This is a genomic window from Mesorhizobium sp. Cs1321R2N1, assembly GCF_037179725.1.
Taxonomy (GTDB): Bacteria; Pseudomonadota; Alphaproteobacteria; order Rhizobiales; family Rhizobiaceae; genus Mesorhizobium; species Mesorhizobium salmacidum.
Genome location: NZ_JAPYKP010000007.1, coordinates 70479 through 92974, shown reverse-complemented (window position 1 = coordinate 92974; position 22496 = coordinate 70479). Strand labels below are relative to the sequence as shown.

Genomic DNA, 22496 nt, shown 5'->3' with positions numbered 1-22496 from the left:
AACCATCAGCCAAATGAGCGATGATCCCCTCATCAGCCTGCCAGCTGTGGCACGCTGATCATCCCGGCCCCTTGCCGGAGAGCGCGGCGACCAAACCGTCAGCTACACCACTCCCTGGGACACGATCCAATATTTCAAGTCAGCGTTGACAGCGTGTTGCTGATTGCGAGCCTTCCAAGCTCCCGCCACCCCATCGGCACAAATTCATAATGCGTTAGCCGTCCGCGCGGCGACCAACATAAACATTTGCACGTTGCAAACAGCCGATGCCGCCAGCGAGTACAGCCATAGGCTATTTGATGATTGATCTCTCTGCTCTCGCTCGTAACTGCGAAAAGCTCGGCTCGTTGATTCCGCCAGCGCCCTGACCAGCATAAGTATCGCGAGGGGCGTTCATCTCCTCTCCATTGCCTTTGGACAAACAAGTCGATGGTGGTTGGAAAGAAAATGTTCATTCAGCACCAGCACATCATTAGGCTTCGGGTTGCTCTGGCCTAAACCATCGTGGCCGCTAACTAAACAAGCGCCACAGCAATGACATTGCGCCCCATTCGGCATCACATGTTTGACAACGATCCGGATGCGCCAGAAAGCCCTCGACGGTAGGAAGGCTGGCCGGGGCCATCTTGCGGATGAGCGGGGCCATTGCGCCGCCTTCGAAGTAGCGCCTATGGCGAACGCTTGTTGCACGGCGCGATGATCTAGTGAGCCGTCATATTGCGGATCAGTACTGCCGTGCGAAAAACGCTCAAAACCGAACGTTGTTACATCGCTGTGCGGCGGCGCGGGTTCCATCGGTCATTTACTTTCCTACCCCCGTGCGTAAGCCGAAAATGAGATGCGCGACGCCACGCCAGAAGGGGCCGCCAGAGCGGCAGAGCGTGAGCTGCCGACATTGTGCGCCATGCGGGATGCCGCGAAATTCCCGGCGTGGCCCGCGTCCGTGTGATGGCTCATCGCCAGGCAGAGCATGTCGTCGGTTCATCTCGAAGCCAGATGTCCTGAATATACAATCTGAATTTGACGTAAGCAGTTCCAGCGACTGAAACTCGATTTCAATCTCGGCTTACGTGGCCAAAATGAAGCGAGGTAGATTCTTCAAATGCAAGGTGTTGAAGTTTTCCGGGGGTTGCAACGCGAGGCAACCGAGTGGCGGCGCTACCTGCATGAAAATCCAGAGCTCGGCTTTCAGGAGCACAATACTGCGAAGTTCGTGACCGAAAAGCTGGCATCATTCGGCATCAATCATATCGAAACGCGGATAGCCGAGACCGGCATTGTCGCGCTGATTCACGGCGAAGGCGGCGAGGGGCCCACGATTGGGCTGAGGGCGGACATGGATGCCCTGCCAGTCATTGAGACGTCAAATAAACCCTGGTCCTCGAAGAACCCGGGCATAATGCATGGATGCGGCCATGACGGGCATACGGCCATGTTGCTAGGTGCCGCGAAACACCTAGCGTCCACGCGCAATTTCAAGGGCTGCGTCGCGTTGATCTTCCAGCCGGCAGAAGAGCTAGAATTTCCGACCGGCGGCTTCAGGATGGTCCAGGAAGGAATCCTGGAGCGTTTCGGCATCTCCAAGGTTTTTGGCATGCATACCAGAGCGGGCATAGACATTGGCGCGTTCGGCATTCGTCATGGCGTCACCATGGGCTCGCAGGATGACTTCGACATCATCGTCAAGGGCGCGGGCGGCCACGCGTCAACCCCCCATCGAACCGTCGATCCCGTTGTCATTGGAGCACAGATCATCCTTGGTCTGCAGGCGTTGGTGTCTCGCAAGACCGACCCGTTGGAGTCGCTCGTGATCTCAGTCACTAAGTTGAATGGCGCGCAGGCCTACAATCAAATTCCCGATCAGGTTGAACTTTCCGGAACCGTCAGGACGCTCGCATCCGGGCTTCGGGACTTTGCAGAGCGAGAGATGTTGGCCGTCGCCCAGGGCATTGCGCGTGCTTTCGGTGCGGATGTCGAATTCAGATACCTGCGGTCCTGTCCCGTTACCTTTAATTCCCCAGTGGAGACCGAACTGGCAATCACGGCGGCCCGAAGCCTCGTGGGTCACGGCTCCGTGGACGACAGCATGAAAGTGACTGTGGGGGCGGAAGACTTCGCCTTTATGTCCGAGGCGCGTCCGGGTGCCTACATTTTTCTTGGTAACGGCCCAACTGTTCCCACGCACCATCCAGCATATGACTTCAACGACGAAGCCTTGCCTTACGGCATCGGCTATTGGGTGAAGCTGGTCGAGACAATTTTACCAGTCTGAAGTATCGCCAGGAAGGCGCGGATCACCCGCGCCGATGGGCAAAAAGGGAGGAACTAGACATGACGATCTCTCGACGAAGCGTTATCAAGTTGGGGGTGGCCGCGGGAACGGCTTTATCGATCCCTTCCGTCCTGCGAGCGCAGACGACGCCGACCGGTGCACGGCTGGTCCGCATGGTGAAGGCAGCGGACCTCCGTGTCTTCGATCCAGTCGTTGATACGAGTAACGGGACCATCGACCATGCCCTGGCAATCTACGACACGTTGTTCGCGCTCGACTCCAACGCTATGCCACAGCCACAAATGGTGGAGAAATGGGGCGTTTCCGACGACAAGAAGACCTATATGTTCGAGCTCCGGGATGGCCTGAGCTGGCATGACGGCAGCCCAGTCACCGCGGCCGACTGTGTTGCCTCTATTCGTCGCTGGGGACAGATACCTGCCGGATCGCTGCTCATGGAGCGAGCCAGGGATATTTCGAAGAAGGACGACAAGACCTTCACGATCGCGCTCAAGGAGCCGCTGGGACTCCTGATCGATCTGCTGGCGAGCGTGTCGTCGAGCCAGCCTCTTTTTGCCATGCGCGAGAAGGATGCGGATCGTCCCGCGACCGAGCAGGTGACCGCGAATATCGGGTCAGGGCCGTTCAGGTTTAATGAGGCCCTGGCGAAGCCGGGCTCGAGTTTCACGTATGATCGCAACGAGAAATACGTACCGCGTAAGGAGCCGTCCGACGGGTTCGCCGGGGGGAAGATCGTCAACGTCGATCGTGTCATGTGGGATAATATTGGCGATTCGCAGACGGCGTTCGCGGCCTTGCAGGCGGGGGAGATTGATTACCTCGAGCAGCCTCCCGTGGATTTTTATTCAGCTATCGAAACTGATCCCAACCTTGCGCTCCAAGTTCTGGATAAGACAGGCTGGGTGATGTGCCTGCGCATGAACTGTCTGCAGAAGCCGTTCGACAATGTGAAAGCGCGACAAGCGATGCTGCACCTGATCGATCAGGAGGCGTTTTTGCGCGTCGCGGTTCCCGACCCACGGTACGGTCAAACCGTTACATCGCTCTTTGGAAACGGAACGCCCTATTCCAACGACCAAAATACGGGGTGGTTCAAGAAGGGCGGCGACCCCGAAAAGGCAAAGCAGCTCCTCAAGGAGGCCGGATACAGCGGCGAAAAGGTCGTCATCCTCCAGCCTACGAACATAGCATGGATCAGCGACGCCGCGCAGCTGCTTGCGGCCACGCTGCGGAAGATTGGCGTCAATGCCGAGCTTGCGCCGAGCGACTGGAGCGGTCTTGCCGCGCGCCGCTCCAAGAAGGGGCCCGTCGAGGACGGTGGCTGGAGCATCTTTTTGACGAGCGATTCTGGCTTCGGACTCACGGATCCGATCGGAGAAGTCTTCCTGAGCGCGAATGGCGACAAGGGGTGGTACGGCTGGCCAAAGAACGATGAATACGAGGCGCTTCGAGCCAAATGGCCAGAGGTCGAAAAGCCTGAAGAGCGCAAGGCTCTGGCGCGTGAGATGCAAAGGGTCTGGTGGGACTTTGTCGGCGACGTGTATTTGGGTCAAACTCTGCGGCCAATCGCGCGGCGCAAGACGCTCAGTGGCTTGATCGAGATGCCGAATTTCATTCCTATGTGGAACATGAAGAAGGCCTGAGCAGTGGTCGCTTACATTCTGCGCAGGATGGTTTCGACCATCGCCGTCATGGCGATGGTCGGGATATTCGTCTTCCTACTTCTCAGGCTGGCGCCCGGCGACCCGGCGGCCACGATCGCCGGCGACTTGGCCACGCCAGAGATGATCGCCGGTATTCGGGAACAGTTGGGACTCACCGAGCCGCTGCCCGTTCAGTTCGTTCATTGGGCTCTCAGCATCATCCGCGGTGACTTCGGGACTTCGATTTTTACGGGGCGTCCTGTGCTCGACCTGATTGCCCAGCGGCTTGAGGCCACGATTTCCGTGTCGTTCCTGACGCTGCTCCTTTCGGTGACGGTCGGCATGATCTTCGGCATTCTTGCCGCCTGGCGAGCTGGCAGCTTCGTTGATCGCGTCCTCACCGCCTTTGCGGCACTTGGCTTTTCCGTCCCGGTGTTTGTCGTCGGCTATTTTCTTATATACTGCTTTGCCATGAGCCTACACTGGCTACCGGTACAAGGATATGTGCCGGTTGGCCAAGGCATCGGGCCATGGTTTGTGCGGCTGATTCTCCCAACCTTGGCTCTAAGCGTTCCCTATGTTGCTTACTTCGCCAGGATCACGCGTGCGAGCATGCTCGAAGTTCTGTCGGAAGACTATATGCGAACGGCCGCTGCCAAGGGCGCCTCCTCCTACGCCATGCTCTTCCACCATGCTTTGAAGAATGCCGGTGTTCCGATCCTGACCGTGATCGGCATGAGTTTCGCGTATCTAGTCTCTGGCGTCGTGATCATCGAAACCGTGTTCAATATACCCGGCGTGGGGCGTCTGGTGGTCGATGCCATCAACAACCGCGACTATCCCATCATCCAAGGAGTGCTTATCCTCGTTTCGGGTCTGTATGTCCTTATCAATCTGGCGGTCGATTTGGCCTATACGCTGATCGATCCCCGCATCCGGTACTGATATGACGCTCCTCTCCGCACCAGTTGAATACGTCCCGACGGGCCGCTTCCGAATGTCTGACCTTCCCCGTCTGGCAAGGCGGCATCCGCTCGTCCTTGCCGGCGGTGGCCTCTTGGCGCTGTTGGTTATTTTGGCACTTGCTGCTCCGCTCTATGCCGGCGATCCCTTGCAGATGGATCCATTCAAACGACTTCAGCCACCTTCCGCCGAGATGTGGTTCGGAAGCGATAATCTTGGCCGTGACGTATTTGCACGAACGGCCTTCGGCGCCCGGATATCGCTTTTTGTGGGCTTGACGGTGGCGGTAGGCACGGCTCTCGGCGGTCTTCTGATCGGTGTCATTGCCGGCTATCTCCGCAGCTTCGACAATGTCGTAATGCGAGCCATGGACGGGCTGATGTCGATCCCGACGATGCTGCTGGCCATTGCTCTCATTTCTCTGACGGGGCCAGGGACCGGGATCCTCATTGTCGCTATCGTGATCCCCGAACTCCCAGGCATAACGCGGCTGGTTCGTTCGGTGGTTCTGAGCGTTCGCGAGCGTCCTTATGTGGAGGCGGCCCTCTGTGGCGGCGCACGGCTACCCAAGGTGCTGTGGCGGCACATCCTCCCGAGTACCATTCCGCCGCTGATGGTGCAGAGCGCCAACGTCTGCGCCGGTGCGATTCTGACAGAGGCCGCACTGAGCTTCCTCGGCGTCGGCGTGCCGCCCGAGATCCCAAGCTGGGGCAACATGATTGCAAGCTCTCGTCTGTATCTCGCTATCGCCCCCATGACGGTTTTTGCCCCGGCTATTTGCCTTGCCGTCACGGTCCTGGCCGTCAATCTGCTTGGAGATGGCCTGCGTGATCTATTCGACCCCCGCTCCAAGCGGAGACGCTAATATGCTAATGCGAGAGTCCGAACGGGATGACGTGCTTCTGGAGGTTCGAGAGCTTGAGACGCACTTTTACGGTGAAGACAGCGTCACCCGCGCTCTAGGCGGCATCAGCTTTCAGGTAAAGAAAGGCGAAACGCTTGGCATCGTCGGCGAATCCGGATGCGGCAAGAGCGTCACCGCGCTTTCCATTCTTCGCCTGCTGCCGAAGCTGACCGCCAGGACTGTCGGCGGCGAAGTCCGCTTTCACGGACGCGACCTGCTTGAACTGTCCGATCAGGAGATGCGAAACATCCGCGGTAACCGGATCGGCATGATCTTCCAGGAGCCGATGACGAGCTTGAATCCGGTCTATACGGTCGGTCGCCAGATCGCCGAGGCGGTGCAGATCCACACCAGATCCTCCCGCCCAGTAGCGATGGCAAAGGCCAAAGAGATGCTCCGTCTCGTCCGCATTGCGGATCCCGAGCTTCGCGTCAACAACTATCCCCACGAAATGTCAGGCGGCATGCGCCAGCGCGTCATGATCGCCATGGCCCTTGCGTGCTCACCGGAACTATTGATCGCCGACGAGCCGACCACTGCGCTGGACGTCACCATCCAGGCGCAGATCCTGCGGCTGATCGTCGATCTGAAAGAGCGCATGGGAACGGCCGTCATGTTTATCACGCATGATCTGGGCGTCGTCGCCGAGACATGCCAACGCGTGATTGTCATGTATGCCGGCCAGGTTGTAGAGCAAGCGACCGTGGTTGACCTGTTCGCACGCCCCGCGCATCCCTACACCCAGGGTCTCATGCGCTCGGTGCCTGGCCCAGGGCGCGGTCGGCAGAGCCGACTTCCGGAAATTCCTGGCATCGTGCCCAGCCTGCGCGAGCCCATCGTCGGATGCACTTTCGCGCCGCGCTGCCCGTTCGCAATAGACATTTGCCGTGAGAAGAGGCCCCCCCTGCTTGATGTCGGGTCGAGCCACGCTGCGGCTTGCTGGCGCGCCGAAGAGGTGGTGGGCGCATGAGCGGTCCTTTGCTGAGAGTAGAGAACCTGACCAAGCACTATCCGCTCGGTGCAGGGTTACTGAAGAAGACGATCCCCGTGGTGCGGGCAGTGGAGGATGTATCCTTTTCCGTCGAGGCGGGCGAGACGCTGTGCATCGTCGGCGAATCCGGCTGCGGCAAGTCGACCGTGGCGCGTCTCTTGATGCGGCTTGTCGAACCGACGGGAGGGCGCGTGCTGATCGAGGGGACCGACATAGCGGGTCTCAAGAAGCACGCGCTTCACGCGTTTCGCCGTCGAATGCAGATGGTCTTCCAGGATCCGTATTCATCGCTGAACCCGCGTCTCACGGCCGGGCAGATTATCACAGAGCCGGTCGAGAACTTTGAGCCCCTCAACCGGAGGCAGCGCCAAGCTCTTGCTGCCGAGCTTCTGCGAAAAGTCGGTATGTCGCCCGAGATGATGCACAGGCTTCCATCCGAGCTGTCGGGCGGCCAGCGGCAGCGGCTCGGCATTGCACGGGCGCTGGCCCTTGAGCCCTCGCTCATCATCGCCGACGAGGCGGTCTCAGCGCTGGACGTCTCCGTGCAGGCCCAGATCCTGAATTTGCTCATGGATCTCCAGGAGCAGATGGGCATCGCCTTCATCTTCATCTCGCATGATCTTAGGGTTGTGGAGCATATCGGCCATCGCGTCGCGGTCATGTATCTGGGCCGGATCGTGGAGCTCGCGCCGTGCGAGACGCTCTTCGCCAAGCCGGTCCATCCCTATAGTGAGGCGCTACTCGCAGCGGCTCCGGTTCCGGATCCGACGCGGATTCGGCTACAAGCACCCGTCAAAGGCGAGGTGCCAAGCCCGATCAATCCGCCGAGCGGATGCGCGTTTCACCCACGCTGTCCACTCGCTGTCGAGCGTTGCCGCATCGAGGTGCCGCCTCTGATGCCAATGGCGGACGGGCGGGTCGTGGCCTGCCATGTGCGTGCTCCGGCTGCAGAGCTCTTGGCCCGGCCGGCGGCCGCCCCCTCTACAATTGCTCGTGTGGCTCGGCCACCGATTCCGACCTGAGGGATCGGGAGACCGAAGTAGCGACTAATCAATACGCTCTCATGAAAGTGGATCGTATGAATCGCGTGCCTCCGCCGAAAGACGCGTTCCGTATAGCAATTAGCAAGGTGGTCCTTAAAACAGGAGTCGACGACCAAGTCTTCGATGTCGGTGGTCACGTCCTCGTCGAAGGTTCGCCGATGTCACATGGGCCGCTATCGCATCGCGCTCATTGGCGATGTGATGACAGCGGATACTTGCCTCATCAAATCAAGCCTGTATTTGGAGATGTCGCAGCCGACATCGCGAATGCCTTAGGAACTCGCCTTCGGCTGCAGCCGATTGGCTCCTCGCCGGAGGACATCGAGAGGCGCTCCTTCCGATGGTCGACGTTGTCCTGCCTATGGGACCAGTTTTTGGTGGCGCAGGCAAGGAGTCCAGCGTTAGTCAGAGGGGCTCGCCTTCAAAGAGCTTGTAGTCTCCACGTTTGGGAAAGCGCGAATTTCCTGCCATGTGGAATTGAAGATTGGCTGCAAAACAGACGCAATGCCATTCTAATCTGGCCAGGTTTTTGAGGCGCCATCTCGTTGCGCGATGGGCGTCAGATGAAGGTTATATTAGATCGATCGGACCTTTAGGACTAATTTGTATTCGTCAACATTCAGCACGCGGTGGAGTCTATGGACAACAATTCACAAAATCATACGTCTGGGCCGGACGATCGTTATGACACCGCCGGCTCGATTGCCACGAATGTTGCAGATGGTTTCACCATGGCGGCAGTCGGTGACCTTCTCTACGCGCGGCCGGTGGCAAGAGGGAACCACCCAGGCTTTGCCGATGTTCTCAGGACCTTGCACGGGACTGACGTGACGTTCGGCAACCTCGAGACGAACATATTGGACGTCCGGTCAAAGGGGTATCCCGAGGCTGAATACGGCGGTGCGTATCTGATTGGTGCCCCGGAACTGGGTGCCGATTTGAAGGCGATGGGCTTCAACCTAGTCAGCCGCGCCAACAACCACACGCTCGACTGGAGCGTCGAGGGGATGCGCGAAACCAGCCGCGCGCTTGAGGAACAGGGGATCGTTCATGCAGGCGCAGGCGAGAACCTCGCACAAGCCGGCGCTGCGCGCTTTTTGGAAACGGCTCGCGGCCGCGTGGCTCTGGTCTCGTTTGCTGCAACGTTTACGCCGATGTCTCGGGCGTGCAATCCTGCCGGCGAGGCGCCAGGCAGACCGGGGCTCAACGCTCTTCGCTTGGCAAAAAGCATCGTGGTTCCGCCGGAGATGCTTGAGAACCTCAGGCAGGTGCGCGAGATGCTTCCCTGGTATGCCTCCCCGCCGAAAGACGCGTCCCGGGTGGCTATCGGCGAAGTGGTCTTTAAAGCAGGGGAAAAGGCAGGATACAGCTTTGAACCCAATCCGCGCGACGTCGACGACATTCTGCGCAATGTGCGTCGGGGCAAGCAATTCGCCGATTTCTGCATCGCCACGAACCACGGGCACGAGCCCGGGGAATTCAGCCGCGAACCGGCTGACTATGAGCAAGCATTTGCTCGCCTGACGATCGACGCCGGAGCAGATGCATACATCAATCACGCGCCGCATCATGTCAGGGGCATCGAAATCTACAAAGGCCGGCCCATCTTCTACGGCCTGGGCAACTTCTTCAATCAAGATCTGAGAACGCCGGTCGGGGCTGACATGTTCGAGGCGCATGGGAAGGATCCGCGGGTCGATACGGATGCTGAGGTAAGCGCCCACGAGATGGCGATAGGATACCCGATGTCGGAAGGATTTGTACCGCTGTGCGACGCAGTCTATTATGAGAGCGTCGCCAGCGTCAGCCGTTTCGAGGAAAACCAGCTCGCCGAGATCCGGCTCTATCCGCTCGAACTCGCTCGCACGGAGCGGTTCGCTAACCGCGGGGTGCCGAGACTTGCGCCCGCGCTGCAAGCGAGAGCCATCCTGGAAAGGCTTCAGATGCTCTCGAAGCCATTCGGCACCCAAATCGACATAGAAAACAGTGTTGGATTGATCCGAGTGAAGCCATGCTCCGCCGAAATGATAGCTAGCGACTCCCACATGCGAGTCTGATGGCAACCCCTGCAACTCAACTGCAGGCTTAACTATCCGCTTGATACCTATTTCTAGCAGGCTGTTGAAGAAGGGTCCCGTTTGGCTTTGAGGATGGCCTCATCGCCATTGTGATAGGCGAATGTGATCTCGATGGAGCCGTCATCGAGCAGTTCGGCGGAGCCATCGCCAGTTGCTTCGTCCATTTCGTCGAAGCCGGCCCATGTGAAGAAGACCATCGAGGGGCTGTAGCTCAGATCGAGGCCGACTTGCAGAGCGCCAAAGGAGATCTCGCCGTTATTGTCGGCCCCGACGGTAATCGTGGCGGGTCCGCCGAGGTCGAGATAGCCGCGATCCCACAGATCGGCCTCGACGATGCGCCAACGGCCTATCAACCGGCAACCAGCAGGAGCGGTCATGTCGGCACCGCCAGCAGCTTCGGCAACCGCACCAGATTGTAGGCCGCGGCAGCGAAGGTGAAGGCCCACCCGACGCGGTCACGACCGCGCAACTTCGTCTTCTCCTGCCCGGCGACCGTCTTGATCCAGCCGAACGCCTCTTCGATCCGCTTGCGGATGCGCTGGCTGACGCCGTAGCCGCCGTGCCGGGTCGTACGGCGATCGATAGCGGAACGGCGCCCGTTCGTGTTTTGCGCCACGTGCGGCGTCACCTTCATCGAGCGCAGTTCGTTGATGAAGTCCTGCGCATCATAGCCCTTGTCTCCGCCGAGCGTGATTGCTCGCGATCGGTCGGCCCGAGGCTCGATCATGTGCAGCGCCGCTACTCGTTCGGCATGACCATCGGCCAACGTCAGGCAGGCATCGACCAGCAAACCATGGCGGTTCTCCATCAACCCATGTCCCATGAAGCTGAGTTTGGCTTCCTTGCCTTTTTCCTTGCGGTAGAGCCGCGCATCGGGATCGGTCGTCGAGGCATGCGTCTCGTTCGATCGTTTCTGGCCGTGGAAGTCCGCCTCCTCATTGCGGCCGCCGCCACCCAACGGTGGTTCATCCGAGCCGCCTTTCGGCTTGAAGCTCTTCATCGAGGCCCAAGCCTCGATCAGCGTGCCATCGACTGAGAAGTGATCCGTGGAGAGAAGCTTCTTCACCTTTGGCTGTGCCAAAACCGCGTTCAGAAACTTCGCCGCGATATCGCCTTCGAGCAGCCGGTCACGGTTCTTCGAGAAGACCGAGTGATCCCAGGCCGCGTCGTCAACGCCGATGCCGACGAACCAGCGGAACAGAAGATCGTATTCCAGCCGCTCCATCAGGAGCCGTTCCGAGCGGATCGAATAGAACGCCTGTAGCAGCATAGCCCTGAGCAATCTCTCCGGCGGAATCGACGGCCGCCCGATCGGCGAATACAGCGCCGCGAAGTCCCGCTCCAACGCCGAAAGTGCCTCGGTCACAATCGCTCGGATCGTCCGAAGTGGATGATCCCGACGAACCCGCGCCTCGAGGTCCACATAACTGAACAACTCGCCAGTTCGATTGTCGTCGCCGCGCACGCGTCATCTCCGAATCTCTCCAGAGCTAATGAATCACCGCTGCAATCTGGTGGCGAGTGCCTTTTTTCAACGGCCTGCTAGAGGGACTGGCAAAACCACGCAGGCGATCGGCCGGCGTGCCTTTGCATTGAGAATGGCTACCAGCCTTGTGGCGGAGCGATGGCTTCTGACAGGCATGCTACCCTGCCTGCATCCGACATCGCTCTTTTGCCAGGTCACTCTCTGTTCAAGTTAGCCACAATACAATTGAACGGCGACGCCTAGCTGGCGGCGGCGCATCTCGGTGCGAGATAGAACAAGTCACAAACAGAATTTGACGCGAGCGGCCGAGCGGCCAGTCGCGAAGAACTGGGCGCAAAGCTTGTCCCGACAGAGTGTTGCAGCCGTTCAAACCTACCAATCGGCCACAAACATCTCCTACTCTCACACTGCAGGGGCCTGTCTTCGATCTGCTATTCTGTTTCCGTGGCAGGCATGCTGAGCACGCCTTCCGGACTACACACGATTGATTTCGAAGCCAATCGAACCCCCTAAAAGGCATAGGCTGGCAAGGTTCCATAAATGGCGCCTATTTCGCAGCCCGGCCATGACAACTCTCATGATAGAGGGCATTCGTCGGTATAGAGGACCTGTGAATGCGGATGCTTCCTCACGTCCGTGAGAGCTTTCTGAGCTTGTCCAGGTCAACGACGCGGACCGGATAAGGGTGCGACACCCAGAAGCAATGTCCAGAAAAGACCATCTGGAAATGCGATGGCAGCCCATCTGACATTATATTGGCTAATTGCACCCTAGCTCGCGCATAGTTGGCATGTAGTGAGTTGGATTTCATCCTGACGTCAACGCCGCGCTAGTGCCCGAGTGAACGAAGTGCAGATAAAAGAAGTGCTCCTCGCGCCTGGCAATGGCGCGTTTTTCTACGACGACCAAGCTGCTATCCGGGCTGGCGCAGTTCAAGACGGCTTTGTTTATGTCGGTAAACCATTAACGCCTGGGCTGGCGTCTATTCGTGTTCCTGCATCGTCGCTCAGCGTCGGGCTCGTTCTTGCCGACGACATCGTCGTTTGGGGCGACATGATGAGCGTTCAGTATTCAGGCGCCGGTGGACGCGACCCTCTGTTCGACCCGAGGCAAATCAAGGATTTGACGTCGCTGGTCGTGGCTCCAAGGCTCTTGGATGTCGATGCGTCTCATTACCTTGACGCCTGCGACAAAGTATTTGAGCCATCCGAAGAGGGCCGTTTGCCGCTCGCGGTTGAGTATGGTGTCAGCCAAGCGCTCCTACGTGCTGCGGCGCATCTTCGCCGCAGCACGATGGCCGAGATTGTTTGTGAGGAATTCAAACTCCCATTCCCGTCGCAAAGAGTTCCGATTTACGCACAAAGCGGCGACGCGCGAGAAATTAACGTCGACAAAATGATCCTGAAGGGCGTGGAGATCCTCCCCCATGGGTTGATCAACTCGCGGCAGAAATTCGGCACCAACGGCGAGAGTTTTATCGACTTCGTGAAGTGGGTTGCAAAGCGTACTCGCGAAATCGGTCACCCCGGCTATCATCCCGTGCTGCATTTCGATGTATACGGCTGGATCGGCCAAGAAATCGGCCTGCAGCCCCAGCGGATTGCGGACTTCATCTGCAATGTTGCAGAAGTTGTTCCGGCTTTCACGCTAAACATTGAGTCCCCCGCGGATTTTGGTTCCACAGAAGCCCAGATCGACAGCTACGCCCAGATTGTTTCGATTTTGGATCATAGGGCTTCCAGCGCACGCATCGTCGTAGATGAGAGATGCAATACACTTGAGGATATCCGCCTCTTTGCCAAAGCGAAGGCGGCGCATCTCGTACAGATCAAGACCCCTGATGTCGGCTCACTTGCCGATACGGCGCGCGCCGTTCTGTTCTGCAAGGCGAATAACGTGGGAGCTTATGTCGGAGGAAGTTGCACCGAGACGGATCTCTCCGCCCGGGCTACGGTCCACGTATCAGTGGCGACACAGGCGGACATGATGCTTGCGAAGCCCGGAATGGGCGTTGACGAAGGACTATCAATCGTCGGGAACGAACAGAGCCGGTTGTTCGCGATGCTGGACCATCGTCGTGCCCCAGCAAATACCGTCAGTTGAAGGCGCGGTGCAGTCAATGCAAAACTCTCTCGAGGGGATCACTGTTGTGGCGGTGGAGCAGGCCGTAGCCGCGCCTTACGCCTCATCTCGCCTTGCGGACGCAGGCGCCCGCGTAATCAAAATCGAGAGGCCCGAAGGCGACTTTGCCCGAAACTATGATAAATTGGTGAGGGGGCAAAGCGCTTACTTCGTTTGGCTCAATCGCGGCAAGGAGTCGGTCTGCCTGGACCTGAGATCGGAGCCAGACCGCGCCGTCCTCGAGTCCCTCCTTGCGAGCGCCGACGTCTTCATCCAAAACCTGAAGCCGGGCAGTATCGAAAAACTGGGTTTTGGGTGTGTGAATCTCCGTCGACGCTTCCGCCGGCTGATTACCTGTGACATTTCTGGATTCGGGGAGGGAGGGCCGTTTTCCCACCTAAAGGCCTACGATCTCATCGTCCAGGCCGAGACAGGTTTGTGTGCGATCACGGGAACGCAACAGGGATCGGCCAGGGTAGGGGTGTCTGTCTGCGACATCTCGGCAGGCATGACGGCGCACAGCGCTATTCTGCAGGCACTGTTCCACCGCGAGCGGACGGGGGAGGGCGCGGGCATACAGGTCTCGCTGTTTGATGCCGTCGCTGACTGGATGAATGTACCGGTACTGCAGCACGACTACAGCAGCTACGAGACGGTTCGCGCTGGCGTGAAACATCCTTCATTAGCCCCATACGGTGCCTATCGGTGTGTAGATGGCAAAGACGTCATCTTCTCGGTCCAGAATGACCGTGAATGGGTGGATTTTTGCGAGCAGTTCCTTAAGCAGCCCGGACTCACACGAGCACCGGGCTTCGCTGACAACATGGAACGCCTCGGTAACAGAGCTCGTCTCGATGAAATTATTGAGCGTCGGTTTGCGCAACTTTCGTGTGTTGAGGCAATGCAAGAGCTCGAAGCGGCGGGTCTAGCATATGGCCGTTTGAACGAAATCGCGGCTGTTTCTGAGCACCCGCACGTCCGTAGAGTGCAGGTCGGCACACCTGGCGGAGTTATAGAGGCGATAGCTCCAGCCGCGATTTTCGACTCTCAGCAGCCTTCGTTGCGTCCAGTTCCTGCTCTTGGCGCCGATACCGCGGCTGTCCGCGAGGAGGTTAAATCACGCTTGCGCCAAAAGGCCGCGCGCGCGTGAGTGCCCCTCAAGCGAAAGACCCATTCCCCGAAGGAGGTGGCGGGTTGCCGAGCGACCACGGTCCGGCCCGCTCCAAATCGGCCGGAGGGCAACGCCATGAATAGGGACGCCGAACAGACTCTTGCCAACGCGCAACGTGTTCCTCGCTGGAGGTCATTGCTCTTTGTTCCGGCTCACGTTCCGCGCTTCCTGGAGAGAGCGCACGACCGCGGCGCCGATGGCATCATATTAGATCTCGAAGACGCGGTTCCTCTGGATCAGAAGGGCCAAGCACGCCACCTCCTCGCTGAAACCGTCCCAAAAGTCGGCCGGCAGGGCGCATCGGTGCTGGTCCGCGTGAATTCTGGTTTGCGTGCCTTGGCAGCTGACCTCGATGCGGCCGTGATAGGAGGCGTCGATGCCCTTGTTCTCCCCAAAACTGAATCGGCGGACTGGATAGTCGAGATTGCGAAGGCTGTATCCGAACTGGAACGAGAGAGAAATCTTGGCGAGGGCCAGATCCGCTTCATTGTTCAGATTGAGACTCCTGCCGCGCTGCAAAGACTCGAAACTATCGCGTCAGCCCATCCGAGGATGGTTGCAATGGCGCTCGGTCCCGAAGACTTTAGTGCTTTTGTTGGCGGCGTTCCGGAATTCGATCTGCTCTTGGGTCCGAACCTTTCTGTCTTGTTCGCCGCACGCGCGGCCGGTTTGCTCCCGTTGGGCTTTGTCGGAAGCATCGGTGACTTCACGGACAGGGATAAAGTTCGCAATGCGGCCGTGCATGCACGTCGGCTTGGGTTTGCTGGTGCTTTGGCCGTCCACCCGACACAAGTGCCAATATTCAACGAAGCCTTCTCGCCAAGTGCACAGGAACTCGAGTGGGCCGGCCGTGTCGTTGCCGCGGAAAACGATGCTGTGGCCCACGGCCTGTCCGCATTCTCGCTAGATGGCAGGATGGTTGATCCTCCAGTGGTGCGGCGCGCCCGCGAGATGATAGCTCTTGCCGGCGAGAACTAAGCTGATTGAGATCAATCCTTCTGACTGTCACGTTTTATCACGGCGCGGCGGTTTGTTGATTGCCGCCTATCTTGTTTCGAGATAGGGTAATAAACACGCGGCGGATCGCGTTTCAGGTGGATACGCTACCGTGGAAATCAGGCAGCTAAGATATTTTGTCGGCGTTGTCGACGCAGGCAGTTTCACTAAGGCAGCTTCGCTACTTCACGTCGCGCAGAGTGCTCTTAGCTTGCATGTGCGCCAACTTGAAGAAAGCTTTGGCACTCAGCTACTTGTACGTGACAGGACCGGTGTGACTGTGACGGCTTCCGGAGCAAAATTGCTCGAGCGGGCGCGAAACATTTTAGAGGAAATTAAACTCACCGAAGCGGAACTGACCACCACGGTGGTTTCACCTGCCGGAGAGGTGACAATAGGCATTCCGTCCGGAGCCGCTCGCGTCCTTAGCGGACCGCTGCTCGAATCGGCGAGAAACGAGCTGCCGAGAATTTCGCTCAAGATGATCGAGGGCATGACAGGACCGCTCGAAGAGTGGATGGCTGGCGGCCGCTTGAACCTGGCAGTGCTCTACCGCGCCACGGAGAGCGTGGGGCGGATGACGGTGTTAGCGCACGAAGAGTTTTGCCTGGTCATGCCGCCGGGTGAGCCGCCTTTCGAAGATTCGATACCTCTCGCCGACCTGCACGTCTTTCCGTTGGCGGTTCCTATGCGCAACAACAATGTGAGGCGCTCTGTGGCTGATGTCGTTGCACAGCACGGGTGTGTGCTGGACGTTAAGTTCGAAGTCGACTCGCTTTCCACGATCATCAATATGGTCATGGAAGGGAAGGCATATTCTATTCTCACACCGTCGGCCATTCAGAAAGAGGCGTCCCAAGGCCTAGTGCGTACAGTCAAGATCATCGATCCGGTGATCACCCGTGCGGTTGTGCTTGCGGTCAATCCGAAAGATGAACGCTCTCCGGCCGTCTCCGCCGTCCGCAAACTGATCCTAAAGGTGGCCCAGACATTGATCGAGAGCAAGCATTGGTCAGCCACGGCTCCAGATAAGGGCTAGGCACTTCTTCTGATCGAGTGCTCCTGCCGTCTTGCCGTGCCAATCTGGAATCCAGATGGATTTGGGCGGTAATCCATATTTGACCGGCCGCGGCCATCGCGATGAAACTGCAGCTGAGCAAGTCCGCGGTTCGGAATTCTTTCGTCTGGGCTTGGAGCGAGAGTTCAACGAAGTGGAGCATGCGATGTCCAACGCCAGGAGCTATCAGCTCTTCATCGACGGCAGGTGGAGAGCCGGGAGCGGTGGAGCTTCTGTGCCCGTGATTAATCCGGCGACAGAAGAGGTGTTCGCCTGGGTGGCCGCTGCATCGTCGTCCGATCTTGACGAGGCCCTCGCTTCCGCAGAGCGAAGCCGCCGGGCCTGGTCATCACGACCCGCTAACGAGCGCGGCGATATCCTTGTGAGGGCCGCCCAGATCCTGGCGACCAAGATGGCAAACGCAGCCAAGCACCTGTCAGCCGAACAGGGAAAGACGATTGCGGAAGCGGCAGGAGAATATGCGCGCGCCGTCGAAACCTTTGACTGGGGCGGGACGCACGCCGAAGAATTGTCGGCTCCCATCTCAATGGGCCCGAACCGAATGATCGTGCCTGCGCCTCTCGGTGTGGTGGCAGCCTTCACGCCTTGGAATTATCCGGCCGTACTTATCGCGCGCAAGCTCGCTCCCGCGCTGGCGGCGGGTTGCCCGGTGATCCTCAAGGCGGCCGAAGAGACGCCAAGCGTCGCTGTGCATATCGTCGAAGCGTTGCGCGAAGCGGGTCTACCAGACGGCGTCGTCAATCTCGTCTTTGGCGCGCCGGCGCAGATTTCTCAACATCTGCTCAATTCGCCGATCGTGACGGTTTTGACGTTCACTGGCTCGACGGCGGTCGGAAAACAGCTGGCAAAGCTTGCCTCGAACAACCTGCAGCGCTGCATCCTTGAACTCGGTGGTCACTCTCCAGTGGTCATATGTCAGGATGCTGATCTGACAAAAGCCGTTCCGGCAATTTCAGAATACAAGTTCGAATGCGCTGGCCAGAGCTGTAATGCTCCCAGCCGAATTCTCGTCGCGCGGCCTCTCTATGAAGAGTTTCTGTCGCGGATGACGGAAGCCGCCCGCAAGATTAAGATCGGCGCACCGGACGATCCAGGGACAGAGATGGGTCCGATGGCCAACGCGCGGCGCATCGAGGCCATGCAGCGCCTGACCGAGGATGCCACAGATCGCGGGGCCCGCATCGAGGCTGGTGGCGCGCGGCTCGACCGGCCCGGCTTTTACTGGCCCCCAACCATTCTTACAGCCGTACCGAAGGACGCGAAAGTGCTTCATGAGGAGCCATTCGGACCAATCTTGACCGTCGCTCCATTCGACACCATCGAGGAGGCGATCGAAGAAGCCAATGCTACAGAGTATGGCCTGGCCGCCTACTTCTTCACCTCCGCCGCAGATGCGAAACGGGACCTGATCGGTGGTCTTGCCGCCGGAGCTGTCAGCGTGAATTACCTGAAAGGGGTTTCCGCAGATGCGCCATATGGAGGGGTCAAGCAGAGCGGCTACGGATATGAAGGCGGCGAGCACGGGGTACGGAGCTTCCAGAGCCTGAAATTGATAAATGGGCACGGGTCATTGGGTTGAGCCACCGTGAGTAGAAGCACGCGGACCATCGCCGGCGAAGACATTACGAAGAGCGTCGCAGATGCCCTTCAGTATGTTTCCTATTATCATCCGCCGGACTACATTCGCTCCCTTTCGCAAGCTTATGCGCGCGAGCAAAGCCCTGCCGCGAGAAATGCCGTCGGGCAGATTTTGCTGAACTCTCGCATGGCGGCCTTCGGGCGGCGCCCTATTTGCCAGGACACTGGGCTCGTGGTGGTCTTTGCGAAAGTGGGCATGGGAGTCCGCATCACGTCGAAGGCCAGTTTCGCAGACCTCGTGAATGAGGGCGTCCGCCAGGCATATCTCGACCCCGACAATCCTCTGCGCCCCTCAATCGTCTCGGATCCGCTTGCCGGACGGCTAAACACCCGCGACAACACGCCGGCGGTCATCCACGTCGACCTCGTCCGAGGTAACCAGATCGAGATCACCATAGCCGCAAAGGGCGGCGGATCGGAAAATAAGGCGCGGTTCATCACGTTGAATCCCAGCGCGTCTGTTTCCGATTGGGTGGTCGACACGGTTTCCACGCTTGGCAGCGGCTGGTGTCCCCCCGGCCTGATCTCTGTCGGTATCGGAGGTAGCGCTGAAAAGGCGATGCTTCTGGCCAAGGAGGCCATGAACGAGCCGATCGACATGTCGGAATTGATCGCCAGGGGCCCGTCAAGCCCCGCGGAGAACCTTCGGATTGAGCTCTATGAGCGGATCAACGCTCTCGCTATCGGCGCCCAGGGTCTCGGTGGCCTGACGACAGTGGTCGATGTCAAGGTCGCGACCTATCCGACGCACGCTGCGTCCAAGCCTGTGGCGCTCATTCCGCAATGCGCTGCCAACCGGCATCTGACATTTACGCTCGACGGGTCAGGGCCGGCCAACCTCCAGGCGCCCGACCTTTCCGAATGGCCTCAGATCGGAGCCGCGGACCTGCAGGTAAGCGGCGTGCGCCATGTAAACCTCAACACACTCACCAGAGAAGAGATGGCATCATGGCGCTGCGGAGAAACTCTTCTTCTGTCCGGAAAAATGCTGACGGGCCGCGACGCTGTCCACAAGCGAATGGTCGACCTCATCGAGGCCGGGAAGCCGCTTCCAGTCGATCTGCGGGGACGCGTCATCTACTATGTCGGGCCTGTCCGGGCTGTCGGAAATGAAGTGGTTGGACCGGCTGGACCCACAACCTCGAGCCGCATGGATGGCTTTACGGAAAAGATCCTCGCCGAAACCGGGCTGTTCGCGATGGTGGGCAAGGCGGAGAGGGGACCGACGGCCATTGAGTCGATCGTCCGACACAAAGCGCCGTACCTGATCGCGGTGGGCGGCGCCGCCTACCTGATTTCCAAAGCGATCAGGGCGGCCCGCCTCGTCGCGTTTGAAGACCTGGGAATGGAAGCCATCTATGAATTCGATGTGGAGGATATGCCTGTCATCATGGCCGTCGATGTCGAGGGGAATTCGATCCACAACTCGGGGCCGATCGAGTGGCGCAAGCGCATGGCTGCCGAAACCATCGCGCGAAGCATCGGCATTTAAGCTGTCGTCCTGATTAGACTGCCAATCAGGAATCTCGTGGACAAAGGACCGCGTAGGGCTCGTTCATCAGACTTGCGCGAGCAAACGTAAGGCTCCCCGCTTCGGAGCATACCGTTAATTGTTAGCTGAACGGCCAGGCGTCGCGATTGGCACAGCGCCCGCGGCAGCCTAAGGTTCAAGGTGCAAACCAACCCGATCGAAGGCCATGAAGCCGAACCTCAATTCTGTGCGCCTGGACGCCTGGGATTTCCGGATCCTCTCGGAGGTTCAGGCAGACGGCCGGATCTCAAAAAGCGAGCTTGCCAAGCGCATTCATCTTTCGGCCTCGGCTTGTTCGGAGCGACTCCGCGTGCTCGAGGCTGCAGGTATCATTGAAGGCTATTTTGCTCGGCTCAGTCCCTCTCTCACAGGCGGCGTGATTTTCGTGATGGTGGAGGTGGTACTGAACCGTCACCATCTCGAGGACCAGCGACATTTCGAATCGGCCATTCAAGGCTTCCCCGAGATCCTCGACTGCTGGGCCATTGGAGGGCGCATCGATTACCTGATACGGGTAGCAGCGGCGTCCATGGCCGCCTACCAGGAATTTATGGACGGACTGCTCCAGGAGGGATTGGGAATCGACCAGTATTACAGCCTTATCGTAACCAAACCCGTGAAATCGAACTCCCCTATTCCGGTAGCCGCTTTGGAGAAGCGCTGAATACGCTCTGCCTTCGTTTCCACGGCCATTGAGGCTCATTCCGCGAATTCGTCGGCCCGCCCCGTGTATTCCCGTGAATTACTAGATCGTTTGGCTGCTATGTTAATCGACAAGGCGGCTGACAAACGTTGTTCGCCGAGCGATGAATCGGGAGAGCGGCAATGAGCCTGACCAATCTGGGAACGAAACAAATCCAGGAAAAGGACCGTAGCTTCGTCTTCCATCCGTCCACACATTTGGCAAAGCACAGCCGCGGTGAGACGCCGACCCGTATCATAGCCGGTGCGGAAGGGGTCTACATCTGGGATACCGAAGGCCGCAGAAGCCTGGACGGTTTCGGCGGGCTCTATTGCGTCAATATGGGCTATGGATGCACGGAGATCGCAGATGCGATTTCCCGGCAAGCGCACGAGCTACCCTTTGCGCACGTCTATGCCAGCCAGGGGACGGAGCCTGTAGCCCGGTTGGCGGAGGCGATCGTCGAGTACTTCGGACAGAATATGCAAAGGGTCTATTTCGGCCTGTCCGGTTCTGACGCCAACGAAACAAACATCAAGCTGGTCTGGTACTACAATAACATTCTCGGCCGCCCTAAAAAAAAGAAGATCATTTCGCGAAACCGCGGCTATCACGGATCCGGACTGGTCACTGGCAGTCTCACGGGCCTTCCCTTCTTTCACAAATTCTTCGATCTTCCCTTGGACCTGGTTCGCCATACAACGACGCCCCACCACTATCGCCAGGCGCATGATGGCGAAAGCGAGGAAGCTTTCTCGAAGCGCTGTGCCGATGAACTCGAGGCCCTTATCGATGCTGAAGGCCCCGAAACCGTTGCAGCCTTTATCGGCGAGCCGGTACTCGGGACTGGAGGGATCGTTCCTCCGCCAAAAGGATACTGGGCTGCGATTCAGGCAGTTCTGGACAAACACGATATCCTTCTCATCGCCGATGAGGTCGTCTGCGGTTTTGGCCGAACTGGAGAGAAGTTCGGCTCTCACCTCTACGGTATGCGTCCCGACTTTGTAACAATTGCGAAGGGCTTGAGCTCCGCCTATCTTCCCATCTCGGGGTCGATTATCGGCGACCGGGTCTGGTCGGTCCTGGAAGAAGGAACGGAGAAGCACGGCCCGCTTGGCCATGGCTGGACTTATTCAGGTCATACGCTCTGCGCGGCCGCCGCACTCGCCAATATCCAGGTACTTAAGGAAAGGAACATAGTGGAACATGTCCGCGATGTCGGCCCCTATTGGCTCTCCCGTATGAAAGCTGAGCTGGAGGGACATCCCATCGTCGGTGAGGTGCGTGGCATTGGCATCCTATCCGCCGTGGAGATGATGCGAGATCCCAAAGCCCGGATACCGTTTGACCCGGGGCTTCAGGTCGGCGTGCGCGCCGCCGCTGCCCTGCTTGAAAATGGTGTCATCAGCCGGGCGATGCCGCACGGCGATATCCTCGGCTTCGCCCCACCGTTGATCATCACCAGGCAAGAGGTAGACATCATCGTTGACGCGACCGCGAAATCCATCGACACGACCTATCGCGCGCTAAAGGCGGAGGGTGCCATATGATCTTACGCCAACCTGTGAACAGATGCCGACAGCGAAAATTCATCTTGTCTCGGATCGGCGTTAGACAAAACTGAAGTTTCGGGAGCTGTCAGATCGCGCCTCTGCCGCAATTCCCTGCAGCTAGGCGACGCGGGTGGGCTGCCCATTTCTCTTTGGCTTGCAATCACGAGTGCCGCCCGCCCATCTCGCTGCCAGATGACGACGATATACGGACGGCATTTGACGGAACGGCTCCGCCCCTTCATCCTGGACGAACGCAGGGACGATTATCCCAAAATGGTCGCAATGGACAGCGGGTCGAGGAAACCGATCTCATGGTCCCATCTGA

17 protein-coding genes are annotated in these 22496 nt (G+C 58.7%); 15 read left to right on the top strand and 2 right to left on the bottom strand.

What is annotated here, in order from left to right:
• Window positions 1-1102: 1102 nt before the first annotated feature.
• The 7 genes from O7A61_RS03805 (at window position 1103) to O7A61_RS03775 (ending at window position 9894) form a co-directional block, all read left to right on the top strand.
• Window positions 1103-2272 (top strand): amidohydrolase, encoded by a 1170-nt coding sequence (locus tag O7A61_RS03805; RefSeq protein WP_337128420.1) that lies wholly within the window; start codon window positions 1103-1105, stop codon window positions 2270-2272.
• Between the two features lie 59 nt (window positions 2273-2331).
• On the top strand, window positions 2332-3936 hold the full coding sequence (locus tag O7A61_RS03800; protein ID WP_337128419.1) for an ABC transporter substrate-binding protein: 1605 nt from the start codon (window positions 2332-2334) through the stop codon (window positions 3934-3936).
• A 3-nt stretch (window positions 3937-3939) separates the two neighbouring features.
• The gene (locus tag O7A61_RS03795; RefSeq protein WP_337128417.1) at window positions 3940-4881 is read left to right on the top strand and encodes an ABC transporter permease; all 942 of its coding nucleotides are present in this window, start codon (window positions 3940-3942) and stop codon (window positions 4879-4881) included.
• Between the two features lies 1 nt (window position 4882).
• Window positions 4883-5764, top strand: a complete 882-nt coding sequence (locus O7A61_RS03790) for an ABC transporter permease (protein WP_337128415.1) — start codon at window positions 4883-4885, stop codon at window positions 5762-5764.
• 7 nt (window positions 5765-5771) lie between these two features.
• On the top strand, window positions 5772-6773 hold the full coding sequence (locus O7A61_RS03785; RefSeq protein ID WP_442921040.1) for an ABC transporter ATP-binding protein: 1002 nt from the start codon (window positions 5772-5774) through the stop codon (window positions 6771-6773).
• Window positions 6770-7816: an ABC transporter ATP-binding protein gene (locus tag O7A61_RS03780; protein ID WP_337128414.1), complete on the top strand. Its 1047-nt coding sequence runs from the start codon at window positions 6770-6772 to the stop codon at window positions 7814-7816. The genes O7A61_RS03785 and O7A61_RS03780 overlap by 4 nt, the downstream gene beginning before the upstream one ends.
• 659 nt (window positions 7817-8475) lie before the next feature.
• Complete coding sequence (locus tag O7A61_RS03775; protein ID WP_337128413.1) at window positions 8476-9894, top strand: CapA family protein; 1419 nt, start codon at window positions 8476-8478, stop codon at window positions 9892-9894.
• 53 nt (window positions 9895-9947) lie between these two features.
• On the opposite strand, the gene O7A61_RS03770 is transcribed toward O7A61_RS03775, so the two are convergent.
• Window positions 9948-10292 (bottom strand): hypothetical protein, encoded by a 345-nt coding sequence (locus O7A61_RS03770; RefSeq protein ID WP_337128412.1) that lies wholly within the window; start codon window positions 10290-10292, stop codon window positions 9948-9950.
• Window positions 10289-11380, bottom strand: a complete 1092-nt coding sequence (locus O7A61_RS03765) for an IS5 family transposase (RefSeq protein ID WP_337128411.1) — start codon at window positions 11378-11380, stop codon at window positions 10289-10291. The genes O7A61_RS03770 and O7A61_RS03765 overlap by 4 nt, the downstream gene beginning before the upstream one ends.
• Window positions 11381-12250: 870 nt before the next feature.
• Between O7A61_RS03765 and O7A61_RS03760 the strand changes: the two genes are divergently transcribed.
• The 8 genes from O7A61_RS03760 to O7A61_RS03725 all read left to right on the top strand — a co-directional run bounded on the left by O7A61_RS03760 (window position 12251) and on the right by O7A61_RS03725 (window position 22168).
• The gene (locus O7A61_RS03760) at window positions 12251-13504 is read left to right on the top strand and encodes a methylaspartate ammonia-lyase (protein WP_337128409.1); all 1254 of its coding nucleotides are present in this window, start codon (window positions 12251-12253) and stop codon (window positions 13502-13504) included.
• A gap of 16 nt (window positions 13505-13520) precedes the next feature.
• A complete protein-coding gene (locus tag O7A61_RS03755) occupies window positions 13521-14672 on the top strand; it encodes a CaiB/BaiF CoA transferase family protein (RefSeq protein WP_337128440.1) in 1152 nt (383 codons plus the stop codon).
• Between the two features lie 96 nt (window positions 14673-14768).
• A complete protein-coding gene (locus O7A61_RS03750; protein WP_337128407.1) occupies window positions 14769-15671 on the top strand; it encodes an HpcH/HpaI aldolase/citrate lyase family protein in 903 nt (300 codons plus the stop codon).
• Window positions 15672-15801: 130 nt separating this feature from the next.
• Window positions 15802-16728, top strand: coding sequence for a LysR family transcriptional regulator (locus O7A61_RS03745; protein WP_337128405.1), 927 nt, complete (start codon window positions 15802-15804; stop codon window positions 16726-16728).
• Between the two features lie 184 nt (window positions 16729-16912).
• The gene (locus O7A61_RS03740) at window positions 16913-18346 is read left to right on the top strand and encodes an aldehyde dehydrogenase family protein (protein WP_337128438.1); all 1434 of its coding nucleotides are present in this window, start codon (window positions 16913-16915) and stop codon (window positions 18344-18346) included.
• A gap of 6 nt (window positions 18347-18352) precedes the next feature.
• A complete protein-coding gene (locus O7A61_RS03735; RefSeq protein WP_337128404.1) occupies window positions 18353-19897 on the top strand; it encodes a fumarate hydratase in 1545 nt (514 codons plus the stop codon).
• A 205-nt stretch (window positions 19898-20102) separates the two neighbouring features.
• On the top strand, window positions 20103-20600 hold the full coding sequence (locus tag O7A61_RS03730) for an Lrp/AsnC family transcriptional regulator (protein ID WP_337128402.1): 498 nt from the start codon (window positions 20103-20105) through the stop codon (window positions 20598-20600).
• Window positions 20601-20761: 161 nt separating this feature from the next.
• Window positions 20762-22168 carry an aminotransferase gene (locus tag O7A61_RS03725; protein ID WP_337128400.1) on the top strand — a complete coding sequence of 469 codons (1407 nt, stop codon included), beginning with the start codon at window positions 20762-20764 and terminating at the stop codon, window positions 22166-22168.
• Window positions 22169-22496 lie beyond the last annotated feature (328 nt).

What these genes read in the sequence shown, in the direction of transcription:
- O7A61_RS03805 (WP_337128420.1), top strand. Translation starts at nt 1,103, where the DNA reads ATGCAAGGTGTTGAAGTTTTCCGGGGGTTGCAACGCGAGGCAACCGAG.
- O7A61_RS03800 (WP_337128419.1), top strand. Translation starts at nt 2,332, where the DNA reads ATGACGATCTCTCGACGAAGCGTTATCAAGTTGGGGGTGGCCGCGGGA.
- O7A61_RS03790 (WP_337128415.1), top strand. Translation starts at nt 4,883, where the DNA reads ATGACGCTCCTCTCCGCACCAGTTGAATACGTCCCGACGGGCCGCTTC.
- O7A61_RS03785 (WP_442921040.1), top strand. Translation starts at nt 5,772, where the DNA reads ATGCGAGAGTCCGAACGGGATGACGTGCTTCTGGAGGTTCGAGAGCTT.
- O7A61_RS03780 (WP_337128414.1), top strand. Translation starts at nt 6,770, where the DNA reads ATGAGCGGTCCTTTGCTGAGAGTAGAGAACCTGACCAAGCACTATCCG.
- O7A61_RS03775 (WP_337128413.1), top strand. Translation starts at nt 8,476, where the DNA reads ATGGACAACAATTCACAAAATCATACGTCTGGGCCGGACGATCGTTAT.
- O7A61_RS03770 (WP_337128412.1), bottom strand. Translation starts at nt 10,292, where the DNA reads ATGACCGCTCCTGCTGGTTGCCGGTTGATAGGCCGTTGGCGCATCGTC.
- O7A61_RS03755 (WP_337128440.1), top strand. Translation starts at nt 13,521, where the DNA reads ATGCAAAACTCTCTCGAGGGGATCACTGTTGTGGCGGTGGAGCAGGCC.
- O7A61_RS03750 (WP_337128407.1), top strand. Translation starts at nt 14,769, where the DNA reads ATGAATAGGGACGCCGAACAGACTCTTGCCAACGCGCAACGTGTTCCT.
- O7A61_RS03740 (WP_337128438.1), top strand. Translation starts at nt 16,913, where the DNA reads ATGTCCAACGCCAGGAGCTATCAGCTCTTCATCGACGGCAGGTGGAGA.
- O7A61_RS03730 (WP_337128402.1), top strand. Translation starts at nt 20,103, where the DNA reads ATGAAGCCGAACCTCAATTCTGTGCGCCTGGACGCCTGGGATTTCCGG.
- O7A61_RS03725 (WP_337128400.1), top strand. Translation starts at nt 20,762, where the DNA reads ATGAGCCTGACCAATCTGGGAACGAAACAAATCCAGGAAAAGGACCGT.